This window comes from Epilithonimonas hungarica (assembly GCF_900102265.1).
Classification (GTDB): Bacteria; Bacteroidota; Bacteroidia; order Flavobacteriales; family Weeksellaceae; genus Epilithonimonas; species Epilithonimonas hungarica.
The window spans coordinates 1022456-1047573 of record NZ_FNBH01000001.1; the positions used below are offsets into that span (position 1 = coordinate 1022456).

The 25118-nt window shown below is 35.9% G+C and carries 24 protein-coding genes; 14 read left to right on the plus strand and 10 right to left on the minus strand.

Going from position 1 to position 25118, the window contains the following annotated elements; all coding sequences use genetic code 11:
* The gene (locus BLT30_RS04700; RefSeq protein WP_089871863.1) at positions 1–597 is read right to left on the minus strand and encodes an IMPACT family protein; all 597 of its coding nucleotides are present in this window, start codon (positions 595–597) and stop codon (positions 1–3) included.
* Positions 598–800: 203 nt separating this feature from the next.
* Between BLT30_RS04700 and BLT30_RS04705 the strand changes: the two genes are divergently transcribed.
* Both BLT30_RS04705 and BLT30_RS04710 read left to right on the plus strand, forming a co-directional pair.
* A complete protein-coding gene (locus tag BLT30_RS04705; RefSeq protein WP_089871865.1) occupies positions 801–1880 on the plus strand; it encodes a 3-oxoacyl-ACP synthase III family protein in 1080 nt (359 codons plus the stop codon).
* 96 nt (positions 1881–1976) lie between these two features.
* Positions 1977–3182 carry a metallophosphoesterase gene (locus tag BLT30_RS04710; RefSeq protein WP_089871867.1) on the plus strand — a complete coding sequence of 402 codons (1206 nt, stop codon included), beginning with the start codon at positions 1977–1979 and terminating at the stop codon, positions 3180–3182.
* Positions 3183–3227: 45 nt separating this feature from the next.
* On the opposite strand, the gene coaD is transcribed toward BLT30_RS04710, so the two are convergent.
* From coaD to BLT30_RS04725, 3 genes are all read right to left on the minus strand, one after another.
* Positions 3228–3704, minus strand: a complete 477-nt coding sequence (gene coaD / locus BLT30_RS04715) for a pantetheine-phosphate adenylyltransferase (RefSeq protein WP_089871869.1) — start codon at positions 3702–3704, stop codon at positions 3228–3230.
* A gap of 73 nt (positions 3705–3777) precedes the next feature.
* Positions 3778–4761 carry a D-alanine--D-alanine ligase gene (locus BLT30_RS04720; RefSeq protein ID WP_089871871.1) on the minus strand — a complete coding sequence of 328 codons (984 nt, stop codon included), beginning with the start codon at positions 4759–4761 and terminating at the stop codon, positions 3778–3780.
* Between the two features lie 68 nt (positions 4762–4829).
* The gene (locus BLT30_RS04725) at positions 4830–5195 is read right to left on the minus strand and encodes a diacylglycerol kinase (RefSeq protein WP_089871873.1); all 366 of its coding nucleotides are present in this window, start codon (positions 5193–5195) and stop codon (positions 4830–4832) included.
* Between the two features lie 266 nt (positions 5196–5461).
* Between BLT30_RS04725 and dnaN the strand changes: the two genes are divergently transcribed.
* The 3 genes from dnaN to BLT30_RS04740 all read left to right on the plus strand — a co-directional run bounded on the left by dnaN (position 5462) and on the right by BLT30_RS04740 (position 7193).
* Positions 5462–6592, plus strand: coding sequence for a DNA polymerase III subunit beta (gene dnaN, locus BLT30_RS04730; protein WP_089871875.1), 1131 nt, complete (start codon positions 5462–5464; stop codon positions 6590–6592).
* A gap of 98 nt (positions 6593–6690) precedes the next feature.
* Positions 6691–6924: a hypothetical protein gene (locus BLT30_RS04735; protein ID WP_089871877.1), complete on the plus strand. Its 234-nt coding sequence runs from the start codon at positions 6691–6693 to the stop codon at positions 6922–6924.
* The gene (locus BLT30_RS04740; RefSeq protein ID WP_089871879.1) at positions 6921–7193 is read left to right on the plus strand and encodes a Txe/YoeB family addiction module toxin; all 273 of its coding nucleotides are present in this window, start codon (positions 6921–6923) and stop codon (positions 7191–7193) included. Before BLT30_RS04735 ends, BLT30_RS04740 begins: the two co-directional genes overlap by 4 nt.
* Before the next feature lie 2 nt (positions 7194–7195).
* Here the strand turns inward: BLT30_RS04740 and BLT30_RS04745 are convergent, their stop codons facing one another.
* Complete coding sequence (locus BLT30_RS04745; RefSeq protein WP_089871881.1) at positions 7196–7696, minus strand: hypothetical protein; 501 nt, start codon at positions 7694–7696, stop codon at positions 7196–7198.
* A gap of 254 nt (positions 7697–7950) precedes the next feature.
* Between BLT30_RS04745 and pheT the strand changes: the two genes are divergently transcribed.
* From pheT to BLT30_RS04765, 4 genes are all read left to right on the plus strand, one after another.
* Positions 7951–10350 carry a phenylalanine--tRNA ligase subunit beta gene (pheT, locus tag BLT30_RS04750; RefSeq protein ID WP_089871883.1) on the plus strand — a complete coding sequence of 800 codons (2400 nt, stop codon included), beginning with the start codon at positions 7951–7953 and terminating at the stop codon, positions 10348–10350.
* Between the two features lie 73 nt (positions 10351–10423).
* Positions 10424–11677: a YCF48-related protein gene (locus BLT30_RS04755; protein WP_089871885.1), complete on the plus strand. Its 1254-nt coding sequence runs from the start codon at positions 10424–10426 to the stop codon at positions 11675–11677.
* A 213-nt stretch (positions 11678–11890) separates the two neighbouring features.
* Positions 11891–13249, plus strand: coding sequence for an oxygen-independent coproporphyrinogen III oxidase (gene hemN / locus BLT30_RS04760; RefSeq protein WP_089871887.1), 1359 nt, complete (start codon positions 11891–11893; stop codon positions 13247–13249).
* Positions 13250–13387: 138 nt separating this feature from the next.
* Positions 13388–14227, plus strand: a complete 840-nt coding sequence (locus BLT30_RS04765) for an alpha/beta hydrolase family protein (protein ID WP_089872909.1) — start codon at positions 13388–13390, stop codon at positions 14225–14227.
* On the opposite strand, the gene BLT30_RS04770 is transcribed toward BLT30_RS04765, so the two are convergent.
* Positions 14224–14691 carry a hypothetical protein gene (locus BLT30_RS04770; protein WP_089871891.1) on the minus strand — a complete coding sequence of 156 codons (468 nt, stop codon included), beginning with the start codon at positions 14689–14691 and terminating at the stop codon, positions 14224–14226. The genes BLT30_RS04765 and BLT30_RS04770 overlap by 4 nt on opposite strands.
* A 97-nt stretch (positions 14692–14788) precedes the next feature.
* Here BLT30_RS04770 and BLT30_RS04775 point away from each other — a divergent pair, with 97 nt between their 5' ends.
* Positions 14789–15235 (plus strand): 6-pyruvoyl trahydropterin synthase family protein, encoded by a 447-nt coding sequence (locus BLT30_RS04775; RefSeq protein WP_089871893.1) that lies wholly within the window; start codon positions 14789–14791, stop codon positions 15233–15235.
* A 68-nt stretch (positions 15236–15303) separates the two neighbouring features.
* The gene (locus tag BLT30_RS04780) at positions 15304–15951 is read left to right on the plus strand and encodes a porin family protein (RefSeq protein WP_089871895.1); all 648 of its coding nucleotides are present in this window, start codon (positions 15304–15306) and stop codon (positions 15949–15951) included.
* Positions 15952–15999: 48 nt separating this feature from the next.
* Here BLT30_RS04780 and BLT30_RS04785 read toward each other — a convergent pair whose 3' ends face one another.
* On the minus strand, positions 16000–17196 hold the full coding sequence (locus BLT30_RS04785; RefSeq protein WP_089872911.1) for an exo-beta-N-acetylmuramidase NamZ family protein: 1197 nt from the start codon (positions 17194–17196) through the stop codon (positions 16000–16002).
* 4 nt (positions 17197–17200) lie between these two features.
* On the opposite strand from BLT30_RS04785, the gene BLT30_RS04790 reads away from it, so the two are divergent.
* A complete protein-coding gene (locus BLT30_RS04790; protein ID WP_089871897.1) occupies positions 17201–18430 on the plus strand; it encodes an ABC transporter permease in 1230 nt (409 codons plus the stop codon).
* A 132-nt stretch (positions 18431–18562) separates the two neighbouring features.
* Positions 18563–19546, plus strand: coding sequence for a PLP-dependent cysteine synthase family protein (locus tag BLT30_RS04795; RefSeq protein ID WP_089871899.1), 984 nt, complete (start codon positions 18563–18565; stop codon positions 19544–19546).
* 55 nt (positions 19547–19601) lie between these two features.
* On the opposite strand, the gene BLT30_RS04800 is transcribed toward BLT30_RS04795, so the two are convergent.
* The 3 genes from BLT30_RS04800 to BLT30_RS04810 all read right to left on the minus strand — a co-directional run bounded on the left by BLT30_RS04800 (position 19602) and on the right by BLT30_RS04810 (position 22149).
* Positions 19602–20261 carry a hypothetical protein gene (locus tag BLT30_RS04800; protein WP_089871901.1) on the minus strand — a complete coding sequence of 220 codons (660 nt, stop codon included), beginning with the start codon at positions 20259–20261 and terminating at the stop codon, positions 19602–19604.
* A 5-nt stretch (positions 20262–20266) separates the two neighbouring features.
* On the minus strand, positions 20267–21109 hold the full coding sequence (locus BLT30_RS04805) for an isoaspartyl peptidase/L-asparaginase (RefSeq protein WP_089871903.1): 843 nt from the start codon (positions 21107–21109) through the stop codon (positions 20267–20269).
* A 146-nt stretch (positions 21110–21255) separates the two neighbouring features.
* The gene (locus BLT30_RS04810; RefSeq protein WP_089871905.1) at positions 21256–22149 is read right to left on the minus strand and encodes a cyanophycinase; all 894 of its coding nucleotides are present in this window, start codon (positions 22147–22149) and stop codon (positions 21256–21258) included.
* A 269-nt stretch (positions 22150–22418) separates the two neighbouring features.
* Here BLT30_RS04810 and cphA point away from each other — a divergent pair, with 269 nt between their 5' ends.
* On the plus strand, positions 22419–25046 hold the full coding sequence (gene cphA / locus BLT30_RS04815; RefSeq protein WP_089871907.1) for a cyanophycin synthetase: 2628 nt from the start codon (positions 22419–22421) through the stop codon (positions 25044–25046).
* Positions 25047–25118: the final 72 nt, after the last annotated feature.

The window sequence follows — 25118 nt, forward strand, 5'->3', positions numbered from 1 at the left end:
TTATGAAAAATTAAATTCCAGCAGCATCTCGGACAACTCGTCTGAGATGTTTTCTTTTTTAGAGGTTTTGAAGCTGGCTTTGATGGTGCAGATGTCCTCAGCTTCGAAGGAAATAATTTTTGCATCATATTTATTCAATAAAGTGAAAATGAGATTCTGCTGGGAGAATTTGAACTTTAGTTCGATTTTCGATTCTAATTCTTTCGTGACGATGTTGGCCTGCTCCAAGGTATATTTTGCAGATTCTTTGTAAGCTTTTACCAATCCGCCGACGCCTAATTTGGTCCCGCCGTAATATCTTATCACGACAACTAAAATATTCGTGATCTGATGAGCAAGAAGCTGATTGTAAATTGGTAAACCCGCACTTCCAGATGGTTCTCCGTCGTCATTCGCCCGATAATTTTCTCCATTGATCCCAAGTCTGAAGGCATAGCAGTGGTGTGTAGCTTTTGGATGAATTGATTTTAATTGATTTAATGATTCCTTAATATCAGATTCAGAATTGACTGGATATGCAAAACCAATGAATTTGCTTCCTTTCTCTTTGAGCAGGATATCTTCAATCGGTTTTTCTATGGTTTGGAATTCAAACATTCATCAAAAATATAAATTCCTGAGAGAATTTAAATTTATTTGAATTCAATTATTATCTCAAAATGTAAGAATGTATTGGTGTTTATTGGTATAGTATTGGAATTATCAAACGTTGAATAGAAAATTCTTAAAGAAATCTTAAGGAAATAAAATTCAGTGAATTAATTTTTGCGTAATTTTGCATTCAAATTTTTTTTAAATCAATGCCTAATATAATAATCATTGGCTCCGGAAGTTATATCCCGGATAACGTAATAGAAGGTTCTCATTTCAAGGACTCGGTTTTCTATGATGATAATAATCAATTGATTGAGAAACCTACAGGGGAGATCATCGAGAAGTTTGTAGATATTACAGAAATCGAAAGAAGGAGATATATCGATCTGGAAGATTTCAACTCGGATTTGGGTTACAGAGCTTCTGTCGAGGCTATTGAAGATGCAGGAATTGATAAAGAAGAGATTGATTACATCATCTACGCAACCAATTTTGGAGAAGTAGATGCGGAAGGTGTCCCTAATTTTATGCCGTCTCTTTCTGCAAGATTGAAAGGAAAATTGGGAATCAAAAGAAGAGATTGTGTCAATTATGATATGATTTTCGGATGTCCGGGCTGGGTAGAGTCTTTGATTCTTGCCGATACGATGATAAAAGCCGGAAAAGCTAAAACTGTTTTGGTTGTTGGTGGGGAGACTTTGAGTAGAGTGACCGACCCTTATGACCGAAATAAAATGATTTTTGCAGATGGAGCGGGAGCGGTTGTGGTAACTGCAACCGATGATACTACGGTTGGAATAATTGCAGACAACACACTTTGTGATAACGGCGAAGAACTTTGTTATCTGGAAAACGCACCATCATTGAATTTGGACCATGACCAAAGCAAACTTTACATCAGAATGAGAGGTCGTAAAATCTACGAATATGCTCTGAAAAATGTCCCTGATGCAATAAAATCAACAATTGATAAAGCGGGTCTTGATATTTCTGATATCAAAAAAATATTGATTCATCAGGCTAATGCAAAGATGGATTATGCGATGATCGGCAGACTTTTCAAATTATACGGGCAAAAAGATTATGACCATGCCATCTCCCCGATGACGATTCAGGAATTGGGTAATTCTTCTGTGGCAACGGTTCCGACTTTATTCGATTTGATTAGAAAAGGTAAAATGGAAGGTCAGGAATTTATTGCTGGTTCTCATATCATATTTACGTCTGTGGGAGCAGGGATGAACATCAATTGTGTAGTTTACAGGTTTCCGGAAGGGAAAATTTAAAATAGATCAAATTGAATTAAAGTAAAATTCGATTTTAAACGTTTATAATACAAAAGGAATGAGTTTTTTATTCCTTTTGTTTTTTTATATCATTGTATGCAAAAGAATATTTTATTTCTCCTTGGGATCTTTTTAGTTCTGGAGACCTATGTTTACCAAGCTTTTAAAACGGTTTATACCAATCAAAATGCTAGATTTGTCTATTGGATTCCAACGATTCTGATTTATACTTTTCTGATTTATTCAGTGGTTACCTTTAACAGAGCTTCTCATAAATACTTGAATTTCCAGATTGTTTTTTCTGTAATTCTAATTTTTGTTTTGCCGAAGATTCTAGTCGCTATCTTCCTTTTGATTGAAGATATTGTCAGACTTTTGAATTTCGGTTACAATTATATAGCGACAGAAAATCATAACTATCCTTCGAGAAGGAAGTTTATAAGCTTGGTTGGACTTGGTTCAGGAGCTATTTTAGCTGGAATTGTTTTGGATGGAATTATCTTCGGGAAATACCGTCATAGAGCTAGGGTTGTAAGGCTAAAACTGAAAAACCTGCCAGAGAGTTTCAAAGGTTATAAGATCGTTCAGATCTCTGATGTTCATAGCGGGAGCTTCCAAAATCCTAAACATTTGCAACATGCTATTGATTTGATCAATGAGCAAAATGCAGATCTTATTTTGTTTACTGGAGATATGGTGAACAATTATGCGGATGAGTTTATCCCATTCATCGATTTGTTTTCTCAAATCAAAGGGAAGGATGGGAAATTTGCAGTTTTAGGAAATCATGATTATGGTGAATATGGAGTGTGGAAAAACATTGATGAACAAAAAAATAATATTCCGAAGCTGATAGAAAACGAGCGAAGAGCTGGTTTTGAAATGTTGAGAAATGAACATAGGATCATTGAAAGAGATGGCGAAAAATTATACATTCTTGGTGTAGAAAACTGGGGGATCCCACCGTTTCCGCAATTTGGAGATTTGGATAAAGCTTCCGAAAATGTACCTGTAGAAGCTTGTAAAATTCTAATGTCGCACGACCCGTCGCATTTTGATGCTGTGGTGAAAAATCATCCGAAAAACATCCAATTAACACTTTCTGGACACACGCACGGGATGCAATTCGGGATCGACCTGAAAAACTTCAAATGGTCGCCGGTAAAATACAAATATCCCAAATGGGCAGACTTATATCAAAGTGGAGATAAATATCTTTATGTCAATCGTGGATTTGGTGTCATCGGTTATCCTGGTAGAGTAGGAGTGCTGCCGGAGATTACAGTTTTTGAATTAAGTTAAAATCTTCTAAAAAAACTATCGTAATTAATACGATAGTTTTTTGTTTTATTTATTCAAATTTTCAACTCTCACTGCATCCGGAACCATGATCTCGTAGTTACCGCCATAAGAAATGATTTCTCTCACAATGCTACTGCTGATATAGGATTTTCCGGATGATGTCAGAAGGAAGATAGTTTCAACCGTGTTTTCTCGGGTCAAAGCTCTGTTGGTTTGCGCAATTGACTTTTCAAATTCAAAATCTGCAGGATTTCTGAGTCCTCTCAAAATGAAATTCACGTTTTTACTTTTACAATAATCGATTGTCAAGCCTTCAAAATCATCAACTTCCACATTTGGAAATTTTTCGAATGTTTTTCTGATGAACTCTTTACGTTGTTCAAGCGAGAACATATATTTTTTCTGAGAATTCTTTCCGATGGCAATAATGATTTTGTCGAACAACGGGACAGCGCGCTCCACAATATCATAATGACCCAGAGTGATTGGGTCAAACGACCCTGGAAAAACAGCAATTTTCATAGAAATTTTAAATTTTAGATTATGAATTTTAGATTTCTCAAATAATTTAAAATCTAAAATTTATCATTTATAATTATTTGTTAAGTGCTTTTTCTACTTCGTTTCCACAAAGGTCTTTGATGGAGATTCCATAGATTTTTGCCTGTTGCGGAAGGATGCTTGCCGGGGAAAACCCGGGATTTGTATTCATTTCCAAAAGATGTGGGATTCCGTCAACGATGATGAATTCTGAACGGGAAAATCCACTCATTCCAAGCGATTTGTAAGCTTTTATGGAAATTTCTTCAACCTTTTTTCTGGTTTCTTCATCAATTCTTGCAGGAGTAATCTCTTGAGAAGCACCTTCATACTTGGCTTCGTAATCGAAGAATTCTTTATCCGGAACAATTTCCGTAATTCCTAAAACAATTACTTCGCCTTTGTAATCCAGAACACCAACGGAAACCTCCATTCCATTAAGAGCACTTTCAATAAGGATTTCGTCATCTTCTTTATATGCTATTTCAAGCGCGCTTTTAAGCTCGCTTTTTTCTTTCACTTTAGAAATTCCAAGAGAAGAACCGCTTTGATTGGGCTTTACGAAAAGCGGAAGCCCAAGTTTTTCTACAATCTCGTCGTCAGAAACTTCCTCACCATTTCTCAGATAAATACTTTTTGCAGAAGGAATTCCGTATTTTGATAAAACAGCTAAAGTATCTTTTTTGTTGAATGTCAATGCACTTTGATAGAAATCGCATCCTGTATATTTTTGTCCGATGGCATCCCAGTAAGCTTGTAAGATCCCGTTTTCGCCTGGTGTTCCGTGGATGATATTGAAACAAACATCAAAGTTGAGGATGTCTCCATCACCGATGTTGACAGAGAAATCTGCCTTGTTGATGAATCTTTTCTTGTTGTTTTCATCTAGAAAATACCATTCATCTTTTAGAATTACTACTTTATAAACATCATAAAGTTCACGGTCAAGCGAATCGAAAATCAGTTGTCCGCTTTTAAGGGAAACTTTGTATTCATCAGAATAACCGCCCATTACAACGGCCACGTTTTTTTTACTCATTCTAAAATTTTCTTGAAAACAAATGTAGAGATTTTATGAAAAAATACAGATTAAATCTTTCAATTATTTTAATAAAGAAATAATTTCAAATAAGGCCAGTAAACCAAAGTGCCAACACAAATGGAAACAATAACAGAAAGTAGAACTGCGCCACCAGCCAAATCCTTGATGATTCCGATTCTTTGGTCAAATTCCGGTTGGATGTAATCACAGATTTTTTCGATGCAAGTATTGACGGTTTCTGTAATTAAAACGATGAAGCTTGTGATAAGGATCAGGCAAGTCTCAAAAGGGTCAAGTCCAAAAAAAACAATCAGAAAAAGATTAATGATCAACCCGAAAATTTCAATCTGAAAATTGCGTTCATTTCGCAAAATCCACAGTAATCCTTTGATTGTAAATTGAACACTTTTATAAAATGGAGGTTTTTTCATTCTTGATTTACTAAAATTAAATTTCTGATTCTTTTTTTTAAAATCTTTGCTGAATTTTACATCTTTGCGAGCCTTAAAATATTTTCAATAATTTTAAAAAAAATCTTTGCGGACTTTGCGTTTAAAAATTCAGCAATAATCAAATTTTCACAAAGTTATCCAAACTTATTTTACTCCAATTCAAAAATTGTTAATAACTAAATAAAATCAAGTTTTAAAATCGAACCGAAATCATTATATTTGTGGAATTGAAATAAATACAGTTTATGAGATTTATTGTTGCCAGTGGCGATTTGCAAAAAGCTTTACAGACGGTGAGTGGCGTGATTTCCGGTTCACAATCCAGACCAATTTTGGAGAATTTTCTTTTCGAGTTAGACCAGAACTTGTTGACAGTTACGGCTTCTGATGGTGAAACGACGTTGATCACTTCTCTTGAAGTGAAGTCGGATGATAAAGGAAAATTAGCAGTTCCAGGGAAGATTTTTCAGGATTTCCTGAAAACTTACGGTGAACAGCCTTTGACTTTGGCGGTTAAAGATTCTGAAGACGGAAACGGAAGCGTTTTGGAAATTTTGGATGAAAAAGACAATTTCGCAGTGGCTTTGGATAATGCGGACGATTATCCTGAATTGCCGGAATTTGATGCATCTCAGAAAGTAACAATTGGAGGAGGAATTTTAGCAGAAGCTTTGGCTAACACTTTGTTTGCTACAAGTAATGATTCTCTTCGTCCTGTGATGACTGGTGTTTTGTTTCAGTTCAAAGAAGATGAGACCAATTTTGTTTCCACAGATTCTCACAGATTGGTGGTTTACAAGAGAACAGATATTGTGCATCCGGAGACTTTGGAGTTCATTATGCCAAAGAAACCTTTGTCAATTTTCAAAAATATCCTGAACAATTCCAACGAAGATGTTGTGATTGAATTCAGTGATAATATGGCGAAATTCACATTCGGAAATAATATTTGGATCTGTCGTTTGATTGACGGAAAATATCCAAACTACAATGCGGTAATTCCAAAAGAAAATCCAAACGTTTTGACGATCAACAGAAGCTTGCTTTTAGGTTCTATCAGAAGAGCATCTATTATGTCAAACAAATCGACCAATCAGGTAAGATTCAAATTGTCCGGCAACGTTCTTCACCTTCACGCAGAAGATACAGAATACGCAAACAAAGCGGATATGCAGATTCCTTGCGACTATAACGGTGATGATATCAACATCGGTTTCAGTTCAAAATTCCTGACAGAGATGTTATCAGTTTTAGGTTCTGATGATATCACGATGAAAATGTCTCAGCCAAACAGACCGGGAATTGTAGAGCCAGTTGATGGGCTGGAGGAGAATGAAAGTATCCTGATGCTGTCAATGCCTGTGATAGGTTTATAATTTTAAAATTGATCATATTTAAAATTTGAGATTTGAAATTCAGGTCTCAAATTTTAGTTTAAATTAATAACTATTTTTTAACATAAAAACAACGGAATATGACAACGTTCACATTTGAAGCGGATAAATCCGAAGTTGAGAAAATCCGCACAATTTTAAAAGCACTTGGTGTCAAAAAGCTCAAGGTAAAAGAAGATGTTTCTGAATCAGCTGAAAAAATAAAATATTCTCGCAAAGAATTTGGCGAGATGCTTGATGAATCAAAGAAAAGCAAAAGTGATAAATTGCTGAATTCAAAAGATGATGTCAAAAATCTTTTTGATTCTTTATGAATTTTTCTGTAAGTTATACGGATAAATTTCTGGATGATTTGAGAAAACATAAAAAATCCGGACAAAAACAATTGCTGTCAAAAGTAGAACGTTTCATTACGGAATGCTTAGAAAATCCGAGAATTGGAATTGGAAAACCAGAACAGCTCAAACATCGAAAAATTGAAACTTGGTCTAGAGAAATCAACAAACAACACCGTTTGGTTTACGAAATAGAATCTGATAATGTTCTTATGCTTTCAGCTTGGGGACATTATGATGATAAATAAAGTTATTCTTCATTCAGTAATTCAAGATTATAGCAAGCAATTCTGCTTCCGTCATCATAATCATATCCAAGATTAGGAACACCTGGACTAAACCAAATTTCCTTAACACCTAATGTATTAACTTCAATCACATAAGTAGTCGCAACTAATCCTTCTTGTTTATAAAATCCATTAATTGGATAATTAATTTTTATTGTTTTCCCATTTAATTTTGTTTTAAAAGTGACGATTTTATTTTTGAAATCAAAGATATGACGTGTCACTTCTTTATTTGTTTGAATAATAACTCCATCAACTTCTTTATCATTTTCAAAACTAATATAAGAAAAGACCTTATTTGTCAAATCTATATTAGAATCGTTCGAAATGTTTTTGCCGTATAAATTTTTATTGTTTTCTAAATCATTATTTTGTTTGATTGATAGCCAAAAGATGCTCAAAAATATAACTAGACTCGCAATAATGATAACAATTGCTGTTTCGTGTTGTTTGAAATATTTCATTAGATTATAGTTTTGCTAATGTCAAAATTATAATTATGTTTTTAAAGTTTTTTATGCAAAACCGTAATATTTAATGGTTTTTAATTTTTTTTTAAATTAATTCTCCGGACTATCACTTTCCAGTCTCTCAAAAAATCACGATATTTGCTAACTTAAACTTTGTCAAGTTTTACGCCTTTGTGAACTTAATAAGTTTTTAAAATAAAAAAAATCTTTGTGCACTTTGTGTCCAAAAAATTCAAATATAAAAAAGAATGAAAATTTCTAATAATTGGCTTAAAGATTATATCAAAACAGACCTTAACTCAGAAAAAATCAGTGCATATCTTACCGATATCGGTCTGGAAGTGGAAGGTGTTGATAAATTCGAAAGCGTAAAAGGGAGTCTGGAAGGAATTGTTGTAGGTAAAGTTTTAACTTGCGAAAAACATCCGAATGCCGATAAATTGAGCAAAACAACTGTTGATGTTGGAAACGGAAAAGTTCTGGAAATCGTTTGTGGTGCGCCTAATGTTGCCGCTGGACAGACAGTTCCGGTTGCTGTGGTTGGAACAAAGATCTATGCAAAAGACGGAAGTTATTTCGAAATCAAAAAGGCTAAAATCCGTGGCGAAGTCTCTGAAGGGATGATCTGTGCCGAAGATGAATTGAGTTTGAGCGATGACCACGCCGGAATTATGGTTTTGGACGAAACAAAATATGAAGTTGGAACACCATTCGCCGGTTATTTTGAATTGACAAACGATGAGGTTTATGAGATTGGATTGACGCCAAACAGGACCGACGCCATGTCACATTATGGTGTTGCAAGAGATTTACAGGCTTTTGTGTCTTCTAATAATTTGAAGTCAGAATTCACGAAACTAGAATCCCAAGCTCTAAACATCGAAGGCGCTCACGATTTCAAATTAGAAGTTGAAGATTCTGAACTCACGCCAAGATATTTGGGCGCTGTCATTGAAAATGTAGAAATCAAAACTTCTCCGGATTGGTTGAAAGATAGGCTGAAAGCCATCGGACTTACACCAATTAATAATGTTGTAGATATTACCAATTATATTCTCCACGGACTTGGACAGCCGCTTCACGCTTTTGATGCTGATAAGATCACAGGAAAAACTGTGAAAGTTGGAACTGTAAAAGCAGGGACGAAATTCAAAACACTTGATGGGGTTGAAAGAACTTTGAACGGTTCAGAAATCATTATCAAAGACGGAAAGGACAAGCCAATGTGTATTGCTGGCGTTTTCGGTGGCAGCGAAAGTGGTGTTTCTTCTGAGACGAAAACTATTTTCCTGGAAAGTGCTTATTTCAATCCGGTTGCGATTAGAAAAGCTTCCAAATCTCATGGATTAAATACGGATGCATCTTTCCGTTTCGAAAGAGGCGTAGATCCAAATAATGCAAGAACAGCTTTGACTCACGCTATCAATCTGATTCAGGAACTGGCTGGCGGAAAGTTAGTTGGAGAGATTTTGGAGTATTATCCGGAGAAAATCAAAGACCATTATGTGGTTTTCAGATACTCGAAATTAGACCAGATCTTGGGGACTAAAATCCATAGAGAAAAAATCAAAGAAATTTTAAAATCTCTTGATATTCAGATCCTTAATGAAATTCAAAACGGTCTTGAACTATCTGTTCCTGTTTACAGAGCAGATGTGACCAGGGAAATTGATGTCATCGAAGAAGTTTTGAGAATCTACGGTTACAACAAGATCGATGCACCTAAGAAAATCTCTTTCACGCCTGTTAAACTGAGTTTTGATGATCAGGATGCTCTGGAAAATTCTTGGGCAAGAACATTGCAATCCAACGGTTTTCACGAAGTGATGAACAACTCACTGACTTCTGTAAAAGATGAAACCAATGCTGTGAAATTGCTTAATCCTTTAAGTAATGATTTGGCATTCATGAGAAAATCTCTGTTAGAAGGACTTTTGGAAAATGCAATTTATAATATCAACAGAAAATCTTCCGATATCAAGTTTTTTGAATTAGGGAAAATTTATCATAAGAAAGAGAAATACGAAGAAAGGAAGCAGCTAGCGATTTTGACTTCGGGAAGAGAAGTTGCAGAAAACTGGCTTCAGCCAAAAAGCGCAACGGATTTCTATTATCTGAAAGCTTATATCAAAGTTCTTCTAGAAAAACTGAATCTAGATTTACAAGAGTCTGCATTGACTGACGAACGTTTTTCAGATGCTTTGGAAATCAAATCTGACGGAAAAACTATAGCAAGAATAGGAAAGGTTAGTCCTCAAATGTTGAAAGATTTCGATATCAGTCAAGAAGTTTTCTATGCAGAAATCGAATTGGAAACTTGTCAGGCTTTAAGGACAAAAGAAAATTTGAAATTCATAGATATTCCTAAGTTCAACAAAATCAGAAGAGATTTGGCGTTGTTGGTTGACAAGACGATTACTTATGCAGAATTGTACGAGTTGGCAAAATCCAACAAATCACCTTTCTTGAAGAATATTAATTTGTTCGATGTTTATGAAGGTAAAAACCTTCCGGAAGGCAAAAAATCTTATGCATTAAGTTTTGAACTTCTGAACGAAGAAAAAACTCTTGAGGACAAAGATATTACTGAAGTAATGAATTCTCTTATCAGATCTTTTGAAAAAGAATTCAAAGCTGAGTTAAGATAATTAATTTGAAATTATATAAATCAAAATCGGGAAATTTCTCCCGATTTTTTTATTTTTATGGAAAATTAAAACCATGAAAAAACTATTGACCTCTTTTTTGCTAATAGCGAATTTAACTTCTGCGCAAACGTATAATTGGGAAGCTTTAAGCTCTCCGCCATCTACGACAGGACGATACGATGATGTTTTTTTCCTTAACGAAAATCTTGGCTGGGCTGCAAGGGGAGGAAACGGGACAGTGTTCAAAACAACCGATGGCGGTGCTAATTGGACAGAGCAGATTGTAAGTTCACAGGCTGGGCAATACTTTAGAAATATAGAATTTCTGAATGAGAATATCGGTTTCTTGGGAACACTCAATAATAATTTTTATAAAACCACAAATAGCGGAACAACTTGGACCAGAGTCAATAATATATCACCTTATCCCTTGGCTATTTGTGGATTAGATACTGTCGGAACCTCCACTGTTTATGGCTGTGGCGCTTGGTTTTCACCAGCTTATGTTATCAAATCAACCGATTCTGGAAACACTTGGAAGTATATCAATATGTCAGCTTATGCTACGGCACTTGTCGAGATTTTGTTCATTGATGAAAATGTCGGTTTTGTTTCAGGAAGTGACGAACAAGGCGCAGTGATTTTAAAAACGACAAATGGGGGCGATTCCTGGACCAAAATATATAGTGCGGGAGATTATGGTGACTATGTATGGAAAATGCAGATTTTTCCGGATAATAAAACAATTTTCGGCTCAATCGAATCTGAAACTCAAGGAAAATTGCTGAAAACTTTTGATGGCGGATCAACTTGGCAGACCAAGGATTTTCCTGATCCTTATGTGCAGGCCGTTGGTTTTGTTTCCGAGACGCACGGTTGGATGGGCGGTCATAATTCAGGCTTTATGGAAACTTTTGATGGTGGAAATACTTGGGTCAATAATAATCTTGGAGGTTCGCTTAACCGTATTTTTTTCGTTAATGGGACTACAACATTTGCTTCGGGAAATCAGATTTATAAGATGACGACAACAGGATTGGCAAGCAATGAAGCAGAAAATGGAAAAGTTCAAAATCTCAAAATTGAGGTTGCTCCAAATCCAATAAAAGACCAACTGAATTTGAATATTCATTACATCCATTCCGACCATATCATTATTGGATTGTATGATTTGACAGGGAAGTTTTTAGGAAATGTTTTAAAAGATGATATCAATCAAAAAGGATTAAAAAAATATTCGTTGGATTTCAAATATCCTGCTGGAGAATATCTTTTGGGAGTTCATTCCAATCTAGGACGACAATCTATAAAGATCATCAAGAAATAATTTTTATAGGAGCTTATCCCGCTAGTAGTTTATCCTGAGCTTGTCAAAGGATTATATTTTTTTCTTTTTAAGAAAAAGGAAAAGGATGTCGCTGCTATCGGGGCTATGGAGTTTGTCCTTTTCAGAGATTTTGATATTAATTATAGAAACCACCAATCAAAAGTCATCCTAATTCAAAATCATTCCAAACTCAATTTTTGTAACTTTGCACCGATGAACTCGTTAGTTGATAAATACAATATTCCAGGTCCGCGTTACACGTCTTACCCAACTGTTCCTTATTGGAACGAAGCTGATTTTACCGCAGACCTTTGGAAAACATCCGTTATAAGATCTTTTTCAGAAAGCAATGCCGAAGAAGGGATTTCCATATATATTCATTTGCCTTTTTGTGAGGCACTTTGTACTTTTTGTGCCTGTCACAAAAGGATTACGAAGCAACATTCTGTAGAAGTTCCCTATCTGGAAAGCGTATTGAAAGAATGGAAATTGTATTTGGAATTGTTCAATGAAAAACCAAAATTAAAGGAACTTCATTTAGGTGGCGGAACGCCAACATTTTTTTCTCCTGAAAATTTGAAAACAATGTTGACTGGGATTTTTGATACGGTTGAAATTGCCGAAAATCAAGAATTCAGTTTCGAAGGCCATCCAAATAATACGACAAAAGAACATCTTCAGACTTTGTTTGATCTAGGCTTTAACAGAGTGAGTTTTGGCGTTCAGGATTATGACCCGAAAGTTCAGAAAGCAATCAACAGGATACAGCCATTTGAGAATGTGAAAAACGTGACAGAATGGGCTAGGGAGATTGGTTACAAAGGAATCAGCCACGATCTGGTTTTCGGATTACCTCACCAAACTTGGGAAGCAACCGAATATACCATCAGAAAGACTTTGGAACTGAAACCAGACCGATTGGCTTTCTATTCTTATGCGCACGTTCCTTGGGTGAAAGGCGTTGGACAAAGAGGTTTTGATGAAAATGATCTGCCAAGCGGCGATGAGAAAAGAAGGCTTTATGAAGATGGTAAAAAACTGTTGGAAGAACTTGGCTACATAGAGATTGGAATGGACCATTTTTCTTTGGAGCACGATGATCTTTATCAATCGTTGACTCAAAAAAGATTACACCGTAATTTTATGGGTTACACATCCAGCAAAACCCAGTTGATGGTAGGTTTGGGAATGTCTGCAATCTCAGATTCCTGGTATGCTTTTGCCCAGAATGTGAAAACTGTGGAAGAATATCAGAAGATTGTGGAAGAAGGAGAAATTCCTGTTTTCCGAGGGCATATTTTAGATGAAGAAGACTTGATCATCAGAAAACATATTCTGAATCTGATGTGCCAATTGGAAACGAGCTGGGACTTGCAAACGTCTTTCCCTGAAATCGAAAATGCTTTAGAAAAATTAAAAGAAATGGAATCCGACGGTTTGGTAGAAATTTCTGACAAACAAATTAAAATTACTGAAAAAGGAAGAGCTTTTACACGAAATGTTGCGATGGTTTTCGACCTCAGAATGATGAGGAACAAACCGGAAACCCGCATTTTCTCGATGACGATATAGTTTTTTAGACCTTTAATAGAGAAAAGATGATTCTTTGCTTAACTTGTATTTTAATATCGAATATTTGTCATTCTGAAAGAATCTCAACATTTGGATTCCTTCGGAATGACACCTTTAAGTTTTAGCAATTCTTCAATTATGAAATTGATTAAACAAAAAAATATCATTCTGAAAAGCTCAGGAGAATTTTTAGCTGATGCAATTTTTCCAGCTTCAGATAAGAAGTTTCCTTTGATCATTTTTGTTCACGGTTACAAAGGTTACAAAGATTGGGGTGCTTGGGAGCTTATGGGAGAGAAAGTTGCAGAAGCAGGATTTTATTTTGTTAAGTTTAATTTTTCACATAACGGAACTACAATTGAAGATCCCAATAATTTTGCAGATCTAGAAGCATTCGGACAAAATAATTATTCTAAAGAATTAGATGATCTGGAAATAGTTATTAATCATTTCAAAAGTCAAAACGAAGTTGATTCTCAAAATATCATTTTATTAGGACACAGCAGAGGTGGTGGAATTTCTATTATCAAGGCTTCTGAAAATAGATCGATTTCTAAATTGATCACATTAGCAAGTGTTTCCACGCTTGACAGATTTCCAAAGAATGAAGCTTTTGAGAATTGGAGAAAAGAAGGCGTCTATTTTGTGGAAAATGCGAGAACGAAACAAAAAATGCCTCATTATTTTCAGTTTTATAAAGATTTTGAAATTGATAAGGAAAGATATGATATAGAGAAAGCTTGTAAAAAGCTGACAATTCCAACATTATTGATCCACGGAACAAATGACGAATCTGTAACGATTGACCATTCTGGAAACCTTCGCAGCTGGATAAAAGATTCAAAATTAGAGATCATAGAAAATGCTGACCATACGTTTGGAGCAAAAGAGCCTTGGGGTAATGATATTTTGCCAAAAGAATTAAGCAAAGCGGTTGAAGCTTCTATCGATTTCTTAAAATATGATCGATATATCTAATTTTTCTTTTTCAGAAGATTAGAATTCTCTATCCATCTTTTATTGGTATTGATGTCTTTTAGATACCAGATATTATTGGCATTCATCAGATACAGATTATGAGTGATCGGTATCGATATCTTTTTACCTTCCAGATGGTCAGCTCTTACAGAGATCGCATTTTTCTTACGGATATAATCGCCGGTGAAAATATTGGAATAGGTTTTATCGGTAGATTTATCATCGATGACCTCAATCAAAGTGAGGCTGTTATCATTCCTGAATTCTAAAATGTGACGCTCGGCATGATCCTCGAAATCTTCTATCAATACAAATTTTTTGTCCTTGATGTCAAAACCAGAAGCATCTTTCATCTTTTTGCTTCGTGTTTCCAATTTTTCCAAGATCTTATCCAGCGAAGAATAATTTTGAGAATAGAAGAAAACTGAAGATATCAGACTGAATACAAGAATTGTTTTTTTCATTTTATAGTGTGTTTGGTGCAAAAATAAGCTTTTGTAGAACTAGTGAGCAAATCTTTAACTAAAATTATAAAAACAGATTTTTAATTATCTTTGCATTATGATAAGAATTACCAAGATCTTCACTTTTGAAACTGCGCACGTGCTTTATAATTATGATGGCAAATGCAAAAATATGCACGGTCATTCATATAAACTATTCGTAACTGTAAAAGGTATTCCTATCAATGATCTGGACGACCATAAAAATGGTATGGTTGTAGACTTTGGAGATATCAAAAAAATCGTGAAAGAAGAAATAGTGGATGTCTGGGATCACGCGGTTTTGGTCAACGGTGCTTCTCCTCACAGGTTGCTTGGGGAGAGTCTTCAAAATCAAGGACACAAGGTTATTTTCTGCGATTATCAGCCGACCTGTGAAAATATGCTTTACGATATGGCTTCCAAAATAAAATCAAAACTTCCCGGTCATGTTCAACTGTCTTACCTCAAGCTTCATGAGACTGAAAATTCTTATGGGGAATGGTTGGCTGAGGAAAATAAATAGTATTAAATTTTATTTATTTTGAAGTTTGTTAAAATTTTCTTAAAATTGCAGACTTAAATTAATAAACTATGAAAAAACTATTTTTAGTTGGTGCGTTGGCACTTTTCGGAGCTATGAGCGCTCAAACAAGATTTGGTGTTAAAGCAGGTTACGCTTTATCGACTTTAAAATTAAAATCGGATAATGTATCTATAACATCTGATGGTAAATCCTCTTTTTATGTGGGAGGATTAGTTGAACATAAATTAACAGAAAAATTTGCTCTACAAGCTGAACTATTATACGCTGACTTAGGAGGAAAAACTACAGAGGAAGAATCAGAAGGAGGTTACTATGTGAAAGCTACTGGAAAAGATAATATTAGTTCATTGCTTGTGCCCGTTTCAGCAAAATATTTTGTAGCTAATGCTTTGTCTTTATCAGCAGGTTTTAATTTTGGTTTTGTTTTATCTGCAAAATCTAAAATTACCGTAGATCATAATCTTCCTGCAGAATATGCAGAATTTATTAATGGTTATGAAGGTGAAGATGATTATACGGATGACGTGAAAACTTTAAATGTTTCGCCTTTTGTTGGAGCAGAATATTCTTTATCCAACGGTTTGTTTTTCGATGCTAGATACAATTTTGGAATTACGAATATGGTGAAAAAATCTGAAGATGGAGAGAAGGCACATTTGAATTTCTTCCAAGTCGGTTTAGGATACAAATTCTAATATTGATTTTTAGAAATAAAATAAAAACCTCCCGACTTGGGAGGTTTTTTAGTTTGGATAGACAACGTATTTTTGCCTGATTTTTTCAAAATTATCAAGGTCTTTCTTCCAGCTTTCCTTGATTTCTTTTTCAGATTTTCCGGCGATGATCTGTTTTCTTAATTCATCACTTCCGGCTAATTTATCAAAAAAGAGATTCTTCAGAAAGAAATCCTGCTGAGGATTTTTGTAACTTTTATAAGATCTCAACAGCCATTCTAAGTTTATTCCTCTTAAGTCTTGAGAATATTGACTAAGGTTTTCTCCGTAACATAATTTTCCATTCAGGAAAGGATCTTTTGCACCTTCGGTTGGTTTTGGCGTAAATTGATACAGAAAATCTTTTGTCCAAGGAGAGCCATAAATTTGGAAAGGCAGATCCGTTCCTCTTCCGACAGAAACCTGAGTTCCTTCAAAAAAGCAAAGACTAGGATAGAGGTTGATAGATTTGTCATTGGGCAAATTCGGAGATGGTTTGTCGGAAACGCCGTATCGCTTTTGCTTATGATAATTCAGCATCGGGATCAAAGTGTATTTTGCGGTCATTCCATTTTTTAGCCACTTTTCACCATTTACCATTTTCCCATATTCTCCTATTGTCAATCCGTACACTACAGGCACATTGTGTAGTCCTATAAAACTTTTCCATTGTTCTCGCATCATTGGTCCGTCTGTGTAACCATCGTGAGGATTTGGTCTGTCTAGAACGATCACTTCGATATTATTTTCAGCCGCCGCCTCCATAATATAAGAAAGTGTTGAAATATAAGTATAGAATCTCACTCCAACATCCTGAATATCAAAAAGAATAATATCTGCACCTTTCAGATATTCGGCTTTAGGTTTTTTGTTGTCGCCATAAAGAGAAACGATCGGTAATCCTGTTTTGGCATCAGTCCCGCTCTTTACGTGCTCACCAGCATCTGCAGTTCCCCGGAAACCATGCTCGGGAGCAAAGATGGATTTGATTTTAACATTATTTTCGACCAAGAAGTCAACCAGATGTTTTTTACTTTTCAGGAGACTTGTCTGGTTAGCAGCAACAATGATATTTTTATTTTTGAGTAAAGGGAGATACAATTCGGGTCTGTCAGCAGCAGTTTCAAAACAATCTGGTGGGTTACTCTGAGTTTTAAAAAAAGTTAATGAGCTAAAATAAATTAGCAGGATAAGAACTAAAGTTTTATTTTTGAAGCTTAATATCATTGATTTGAATTTTCCGTTATATTTCTCGAAAAAGATAGCGTTTTCCAAAGATAACAAAAATAACCTCTCCAAAGTGATCGTCTACATTGGTAGGCTTTCTGTCGCTTTGGGTATTATCGTTTCCCTGATCACGATTTCTACGGGACTTGGTTCCAAGAAAGCAATAGAAGATAGGATCTCCAATTTCAGTGGAGATATTTCTGTGAAATCTACACGTTCCAATTCTTCTTACAATTCATCAATTTTAGAAACAAAAGGCTTGGATATAAAAGCGATCAACTCTATTGCCGGAGTTGCCGGTTTGCAGTCCTATGCGTCTGTCAGCGGAATATTGAGGACCGAAAATAATTTTGCAGGCGTTATTCTGAAAGGTGTCGGGAAAGATTTCGATAAAGAAAGGTTTCAGCCATTTATTATATCAGGATCTATTCCGGATTATAAAGAGGATGGTTATAACAACGAGGTTATTTTATCGGAGAAAATAGCAAATGACCTTTCCCTGAAAGCGAATGACAGTATTGTCGCTATTTTTTCAAAAGAAGACCAGAAACCGATCTACAGAAAATTCCTCATCAAAGGGATCTATAAAACAGATATCAAATTAGTAGACGACCTCTATATGATCGGCGATATCAATCATGTTCGAAAGGTGATGAATATGAACGAAAAAGAGATTGGAGGTTTAGATATTTTTTTAGATGACACAGACAAGATCGACCAGATTTTCCCACAGATCGAAAAATTTATTGGATATAAGAATTATGCTGAAAAAGTAACGGAAAAGTATCCGCAAATTTTGGACTGGATCAATATCTTCAATCAAAATATTTCGTTGATCATTGCAATTATGTTAATTGTTGTGGTCATTAATATCATTATGGTTTTACTCATTCTAATTATCGAAAGAACCAATTCCATAGGGATTTTGAAAACAATGGGGGCATCTAACGGGCAGATACGGTCCATTTTTATCAACTACACCTTGTTGATCATGGTCCCAGGTCTTTTTGCGGGCAATATCATTGGAATCGGATTGTTGCTCATTCAAAAATATACAGGATTCATCAAGTTGGATCCCGAAAATTATTTTATCAGTACAGTTCCGGTAGACCTCAATCCTGTTTATATTATTGCAGTTTCCGTTGGGATCTTCATCGTTTCCGGGATAGCAATGATCTTTCCAAGTTATTTGATCAGTAAAATCTCGCCTGTCAAAGCGATAAAATACAGTTAAAAAATTATTGTAATTTGGGCAGCTATTTCCGTCTTCCGCTCCCGCTTTTTTCTTTTGAAAAAAGAAAAAGAGCTCCGCTCAAGCCGGGCTGCGCGAGATTCGTCACCTCAAAGAAAATTAAAAATATAAATTATGAAATATTATAACAACATAGTCGAAACAATTGGTAACACACCATTAGTAAAACTGAACAAAGTATTGGGAGAAGATTTTCCGGCTTTGGTTTTAGCAAAAGTAGAAACTACCAATCCAGGGAACTCTGTAAAAGACAGAATGGCGCTCAAAATGATAGAGGATGCAGAAAAGGATGGTCGTCTGAAACCAGGCGGAACAATCATCGAAGGAACTTCCGGAAACACAGGAATGGGATTGGCTTTGGTGGCAATCCAAAAAGGATATAAGTGTGTTTTTGTGACCAATTCCAAACAATCCAAAGAAAAATGTGATATCCTTCGTGCGGTTGGAGCAGAAGTTATTGTTTGCCCAACTGATGTCAAGCCAACCGACCCTCGTTCATACTATTCGGTTTCCAAAAGATTGGCAACCGAAACAGAAAATGGCTGGTATGTGAACCAATACGATAATCTATCCAATAGACAAGCGCATTATGAAAGTACGGCTCCAGAAATCTGGGAACAGACCGAAGGGAGACTGACACACTTTGTTGTTGGAGCAGGAACAGGTGGAACGATTACAGGCTGTGGAAAATTCTTCAAAGAAAGAAATCCAAACATCAAGATCATAGGCGTTGATACTTATGGTTCGATCCTGAAAGAATTCCATGAGACTGGAGAATTGCATTATGATCATGCTTACACTTATATCACGGAAGGAATTGGGGAAGACATCATTCCTGAGAATTATGATATGAGCGTGATCGATCATTTTGAAAAAGTGACGGATAAAGACGGTGCGATCTATGCAAGAAAGCTGGCGAAAGAAGAAGGGATTTTCTGTGGCTATTCTGCAGGAAGTGCGATTTCGTCTTTGGTTCAGATGAAAGACCAATTTACAAAAGATGACATCATTGTCGTTCTGCTTCATGACCATGGTTCCCGTTATGTAGGAAAGATTTACAATGATGAGTGGATGAAGGAAATGGGTTGGCTGGATTAATTTAGAATTAAAATTATAAAAAAACCGCTGTCGAGAGATAGCGGTTTTTATAATTTTATTTGAAAAAAAGTTTAAATATCAATATTTCTGCTTGACCAGGAATTGTAACCAGAATCCAGAAATAATCCTTTTCTTTACTCACTACTTCATAAATATACTTGTCACCTTTTTTACTGAAATTTTTTCTACCAACGTTGTTGCTTTCAATAAACTCCAATTCAAATTTATTATGGCTAATCCAATTAAAGTAAAGTTTTGAATTTGTGCCATCAGCAAAAGTCTCTATCCAATATTTGCTGTTAGTTTTTACAATTGTTTTTTCACCGGCATATTCAAAATAATATAGATTTTCGAGTTTTTTTAATTGTGAAATTTCTTTATCTGTAACCTTTACTTGCGGTCTTTTATCGAGGCTTAACCAGTTGTCGCTTTTGGGAGGGTCAACTCGATATAAATATTCTCTAAAATTTTGACAATTTTTTTGAAATCTAAAATATAGATTATCAATATTTTTTTCTCGGTCTTTCTCCGAAAATTTGTCTAAATAAGGAATTATAAATTCTTCATTCAAAATTTTAATTCTTACAGAGTCATTTAAATGAATAGTTTGCTTGAAGTTAGAACACATCTTAATTGTTAAACTATCAATATTTTCATTTTGTGCTAAAGCAAAAACAGAAATAAATAAAAAGAAGATTAGATTGATTTTTTTCATAATATTCAATCAAAAACCTCAAAATCCAATCCGTCAAAACTCGCAAAGACCATGGTTGGATAAGAATCTTGATGAAAGACATTTCCTTCAGAATCAATTCCGATTGCGCCTGCAAAACCATCAATTTCTTTCAGTTCTTCAAAAGTTCTGTCAAAAGCATTTTCTATGGTTAGCCCATCTGTTACTCTGGTTACGATTTTGGCAGCGGTCGCATTGCTCACAATATCTTCGCCAACACCTGTACAGCTCACAGCACAAAATTTGTTCGCAAAATTCCCGGCCACCGTTGCGGAATCAGAAATTCTCCCAGGGATTTCAAAACCTTTTCCTCCGGTTGAAGTTGCAACGGCCAGTTTTCCTTGCTTGTCAATCGCAACAGCACCAACAGTTCCTTTTCCTCCGCTTTTCAGTTTCTCTTCGTATTCTTTTTTTCGTTGGGGAATTTCCGTTGAGAAGTTTTCAAAACCGTGCTGATTGGCATATTGTTTAGCACCGTTTCCGCCAAGGACACGGTCATCTTCTTTTATTAATTCCTTCGCCACAAAAATCGGATTTTTCACATCTTGGATATTGATGACGCCACTCATTTTCTGGGTCTCACCATCCATGATCGCTGCACTCATCCGAATGATGCCATCACTTTGTATCTGTGAACCAATTCCGGCATTATACAATTCATCATCTTCCAAAAGTGACACCGCATAAGCAACAGTCTCAAAAGCTGAATTGTCTTTTAGAAACTCGTATGATTTTTTTGCAATGGCTTTCAGCGAGTTTTGTTTGGCCAGTTTTACTTCATTGCTTTGGCTGCTTTCGGAGAAAAATCCACCGTGAATGATTATTTTCATAGATTTATTTTAAAAGAAATAATTGAAAAATAAACCACATAGTCACAGAGTTTTTGAAATTTAAAGGATAAATAGATTTGCTTCTATGTTTCCTTTCATAATAATTTTTCTATGTGTCTATGTGTCTATGTGGTTGAAAGTTTTAGTTATTCAGAACTTACCTGCGGGATCGGATTATACTGAGAATTAACAATCGTCATTTCTCTGGTTTTCAAATCGAATGTATCATTCATAGAAAGTACATCCACAATCAGATTTTTGATGGAAATTGGCTGGCCTAATTCAACATTCGTAAGGTTTGTATCTTTAATTTGAAGGCCGTCAACAATAATTACCAATCCTGATCCAATTGCCGTCATTGTATCATCTTCGATGAAAAGGCCAGTATCTTCACCTAAACCAATTCCCAGAGTTCTCGGGTTATTCACCACCGCTTGGAACAATCTTCCGATTCTTCCTCGCTGAACAAAGTGCGTGTCAATGATCACATTTTCTATGAATCCAAGACCTTGTGTCGTTTTGATCTCACCTTTCAATAAAGCTTCAGAACTGGAGCCTTGGTAGATCATGTTTTCCGATGCAGCAGCTGCTCCTGCGGAAGTTCCTGCGTAGATAAAATCTTCGGTCTGATATTTAGTTAAAATAGCATCATGGAATCTTGTTCCGCCAAGGATAGAAGTTAAACGCAGCTGATCACCACCTGTGAACATTACCACATCTGCAGCATTGGCCCTTGCCACAATGGCATCACTGTTGGCCTGTTCACGATTTTGGATGTCTAGAATGTTGCAGTTTTTAATTCCGAGATATTCAAATGCCTTTTTATATTCCGGGCCTACGATATCCGGGATCTGCGATGCGGTAGTGATCACTTCGATGACAGAGTCTTCTCTATGTTTAGATTCGTTGATTATTTTTCTGAGGATTCCTCGTTCAAAAAAGTTGAGGTTTTTCTCAACATTTTGGTCAAAACTGGTTTCCGTAAAACTTCCTTTATTTACAGCACCTCCAATGATGACTAGTTTTCCTTTTGATTTCATATTAACAAAAATAATAAATCATATCAGAATAAACCTCATTTTTGAGGGCTAAAAATTCCTTTGATAGATTTAAACTTTTAACTATTAAGGACTTATTTCTGTGAATTGATGCGGTTGAATTAACGATTTGTTAATTATTTTGAATAATTGGTAACGAATTTATTTTATATCAAAATAATTATTTCTGATTTTTTTAAAATTAAATGCTTTTCTATTATCTTTGATAAAATAGAAATGTGATTTGTCAAAAGAAATAGAGAATAATAGATATGAAAATAGAAAAAATACAGGTTTTAAGAGGTCCTAATATCTGGAGCATTACCAGAAAAAAACTGATTCAGATGCGACTCGATCTGGAAGAAATAGAGCATCAGCCGACCAATAAAATAGAAGGATTCCGAGAAAGGATCGAACAATTGTTACCGTCTCTTTATTCTCATAGATGTTCAGAAGGTGTAGAAGGTGGTTTTTTCAAACGTGTGGAAATGGGAACTTGGATGGGACATGTCATAGAGCATATTGCATTGGAGATTCAGACATTGGCGGGGATGGATGTTGGATTCGGAAGAACTAGAGAAACCAAAACGCCCGGAACTTACAATGTTGTTTTCAATTATATCGAAGAAAGAGCTGGGGTTTTTGCAGCTGAAGAATCTGTGAAGATTGCGCAATGTTTAATAGATGGGACTTATTATGATATCAATGATTGCGTTCATAAACTGAAGGAGATTCGTGAAAGGGAAAGACTGGGTCCTTCTACAGGAAGTATTGTAGAGGAAGCCGCTTCCAGAAGGATTCCTTGGATCAGGTTGGGTAAAAACTCGCTGGTACAATTGGGTTATGGAATTAACCAGCAAAGATTTCAGGCTACCATCACAGGAAATACGAGCAGCATTGCGGTTGATATTGCGTGTAATAAGGAACTGACAAAAAAAATGCTGGAAGATGCCGCGATTCCTGTTCCGTCCGGAGGTTTGGTTATGGACGAGGACGATTTGCAATATGTTATCAAGAAAATCGGATATCCGTTGGTGCTGAAACCTTTGGATGGAAATCATGGCAAAGGTGCCTCCATTAATGTCAAGGATTATGAAACAGCGGTGATCGGCTTGGAACATGCGCAGAAATATTCCCGGAAAGTCATTGTAGAAAAATATATTACAGGTTTTGATTTCAGGGTTTTGGTGATCAATCACAAGATGGTCGCAGCAGCCAGAAGAGTTCCGGCCCACGTGGTCGGAGACGGCGAACTTAATATACAACAGCTTATTGATAAGGAAAATCTAGACCCGAGAAGAGGATACGGGCATGAAAATGTTTTAACGGAAATAGATGTTGATAAAGATACCAATGAACTGCTTGAAAAACTAAACTACACCTTAGAGACCATTCCTCAAAAAGGCGAGATTGTTTATCTTAAATCCACGGCTAATCTCTCAACAGGAGGAACATCGATTGATGTGACGGATATGATCCATCCGGAAAATGTTCAGATGGCAGAACGCGTTTCCAGGATCATCGGATTGGATGTCTGCGGAATCGATATTATGGCGGAAAATCTTACGCAGCCCCTCAAAGAAAGTGGCGGTGCAATTTTGGAAGTGAATGCGGCTCCGGGATTTAGAATGCACCTGGCACCTAGTGAAGGATTACCGCGAAACGTTGCCGCTCCGGTTGTTGATATGTTATATCCGCCAGGAAAAGAATTCAGAATTCCAATCATTGCAGTGACTGGAACTAATGGAAAAACTACGACTACAAGATTATTGGCACATATCGTCAAAAATAATGGCAAACGTGTCGGATTTACAACCTCGGACGGGATATATATTCAAAATACCTTATTGGAAAAAGGAGATACAACCGGACCAATGTCTGCTGAATTTATCCTAAAAGACCCAACGGTAGAATTTGCAGTTCTTGAAACAGCAAGAGGTGGAATTTTGCGTTCGGGGCTTGGTTTCGGAAGTTGTGATATTGGTGTTTTGACCAATATTAAAGAAGATCATTTGGGATTAAGCGATATCCATAATCTTAAAGATCTGACCAGGGTTAAACGTGTGGTCTTGGACAGCGTTAAAAAAGATGGCTGGTGTATCCTGAATGCGGATGACGATTATTCTATGAGATTGGCAGATGATCTGCGCCCAAAAGTAGCGCTTTTTAGTCTTGATGAAAACAATCCGCATATCAAAAAATTTGCGAAAGAAGGAAAAATTACCTGCGTTTATGAAGACGGTTTTGTGACTATCAAGAAAGGAGAATGGAAAATCAGAATAGAGCGTGTTAAAAATATTCCGATCACAATGGATGGCAAAGCGAAGTTTATGATTGCTAACGTTCTTGCTGCATCTTTGGCGGCTTATGTGTATGGTTTCGAAATTCCGAATATCGCACTAGCACTCACTACATTTATCCCAAGTGCGCAATTGACCCCGGGTAGGCTGAATGTCTTCAAATTCAAAAACTTCAAGGTCATGATCGATTTTGCACACAATCCTGCAAGTTATGAAGCGATAGAAGATTATCTCAGAAATGTTGAGTCCAATAAGAAGATCGGAATTATTTCAGGTGTTGGGGACAGGCGGGATAATGATATCCGAGAGTGTGGGAAGATCGCAGCAAGAATGTTTGACCATATTATCATTCGAAATGAAAAACATCTGCGGGGAAGAACTGAAGATGAAATCAATGGATTAATTATAGAAGGAATCCAAAGTGTAGATAAAAGTGTAAGCTACGAGTGCATCCCGAAAGAGATTGATGCTCTGAAGCACGCAATGAGTTTGGCTGAGGAAGGAACTTTCATTACGGCTCTCAGTGATGTTATCAATAATGCGATTGAATTGGTTCAGGACTATCAGAACAAAGAATTGCAGGATGAAGGAAATTATTAAACTTTAATATATCATTTGAAACCGCTCTACATTGAGCGGTTTTTGATTTAACATAATTGAGCCAAGAATTCT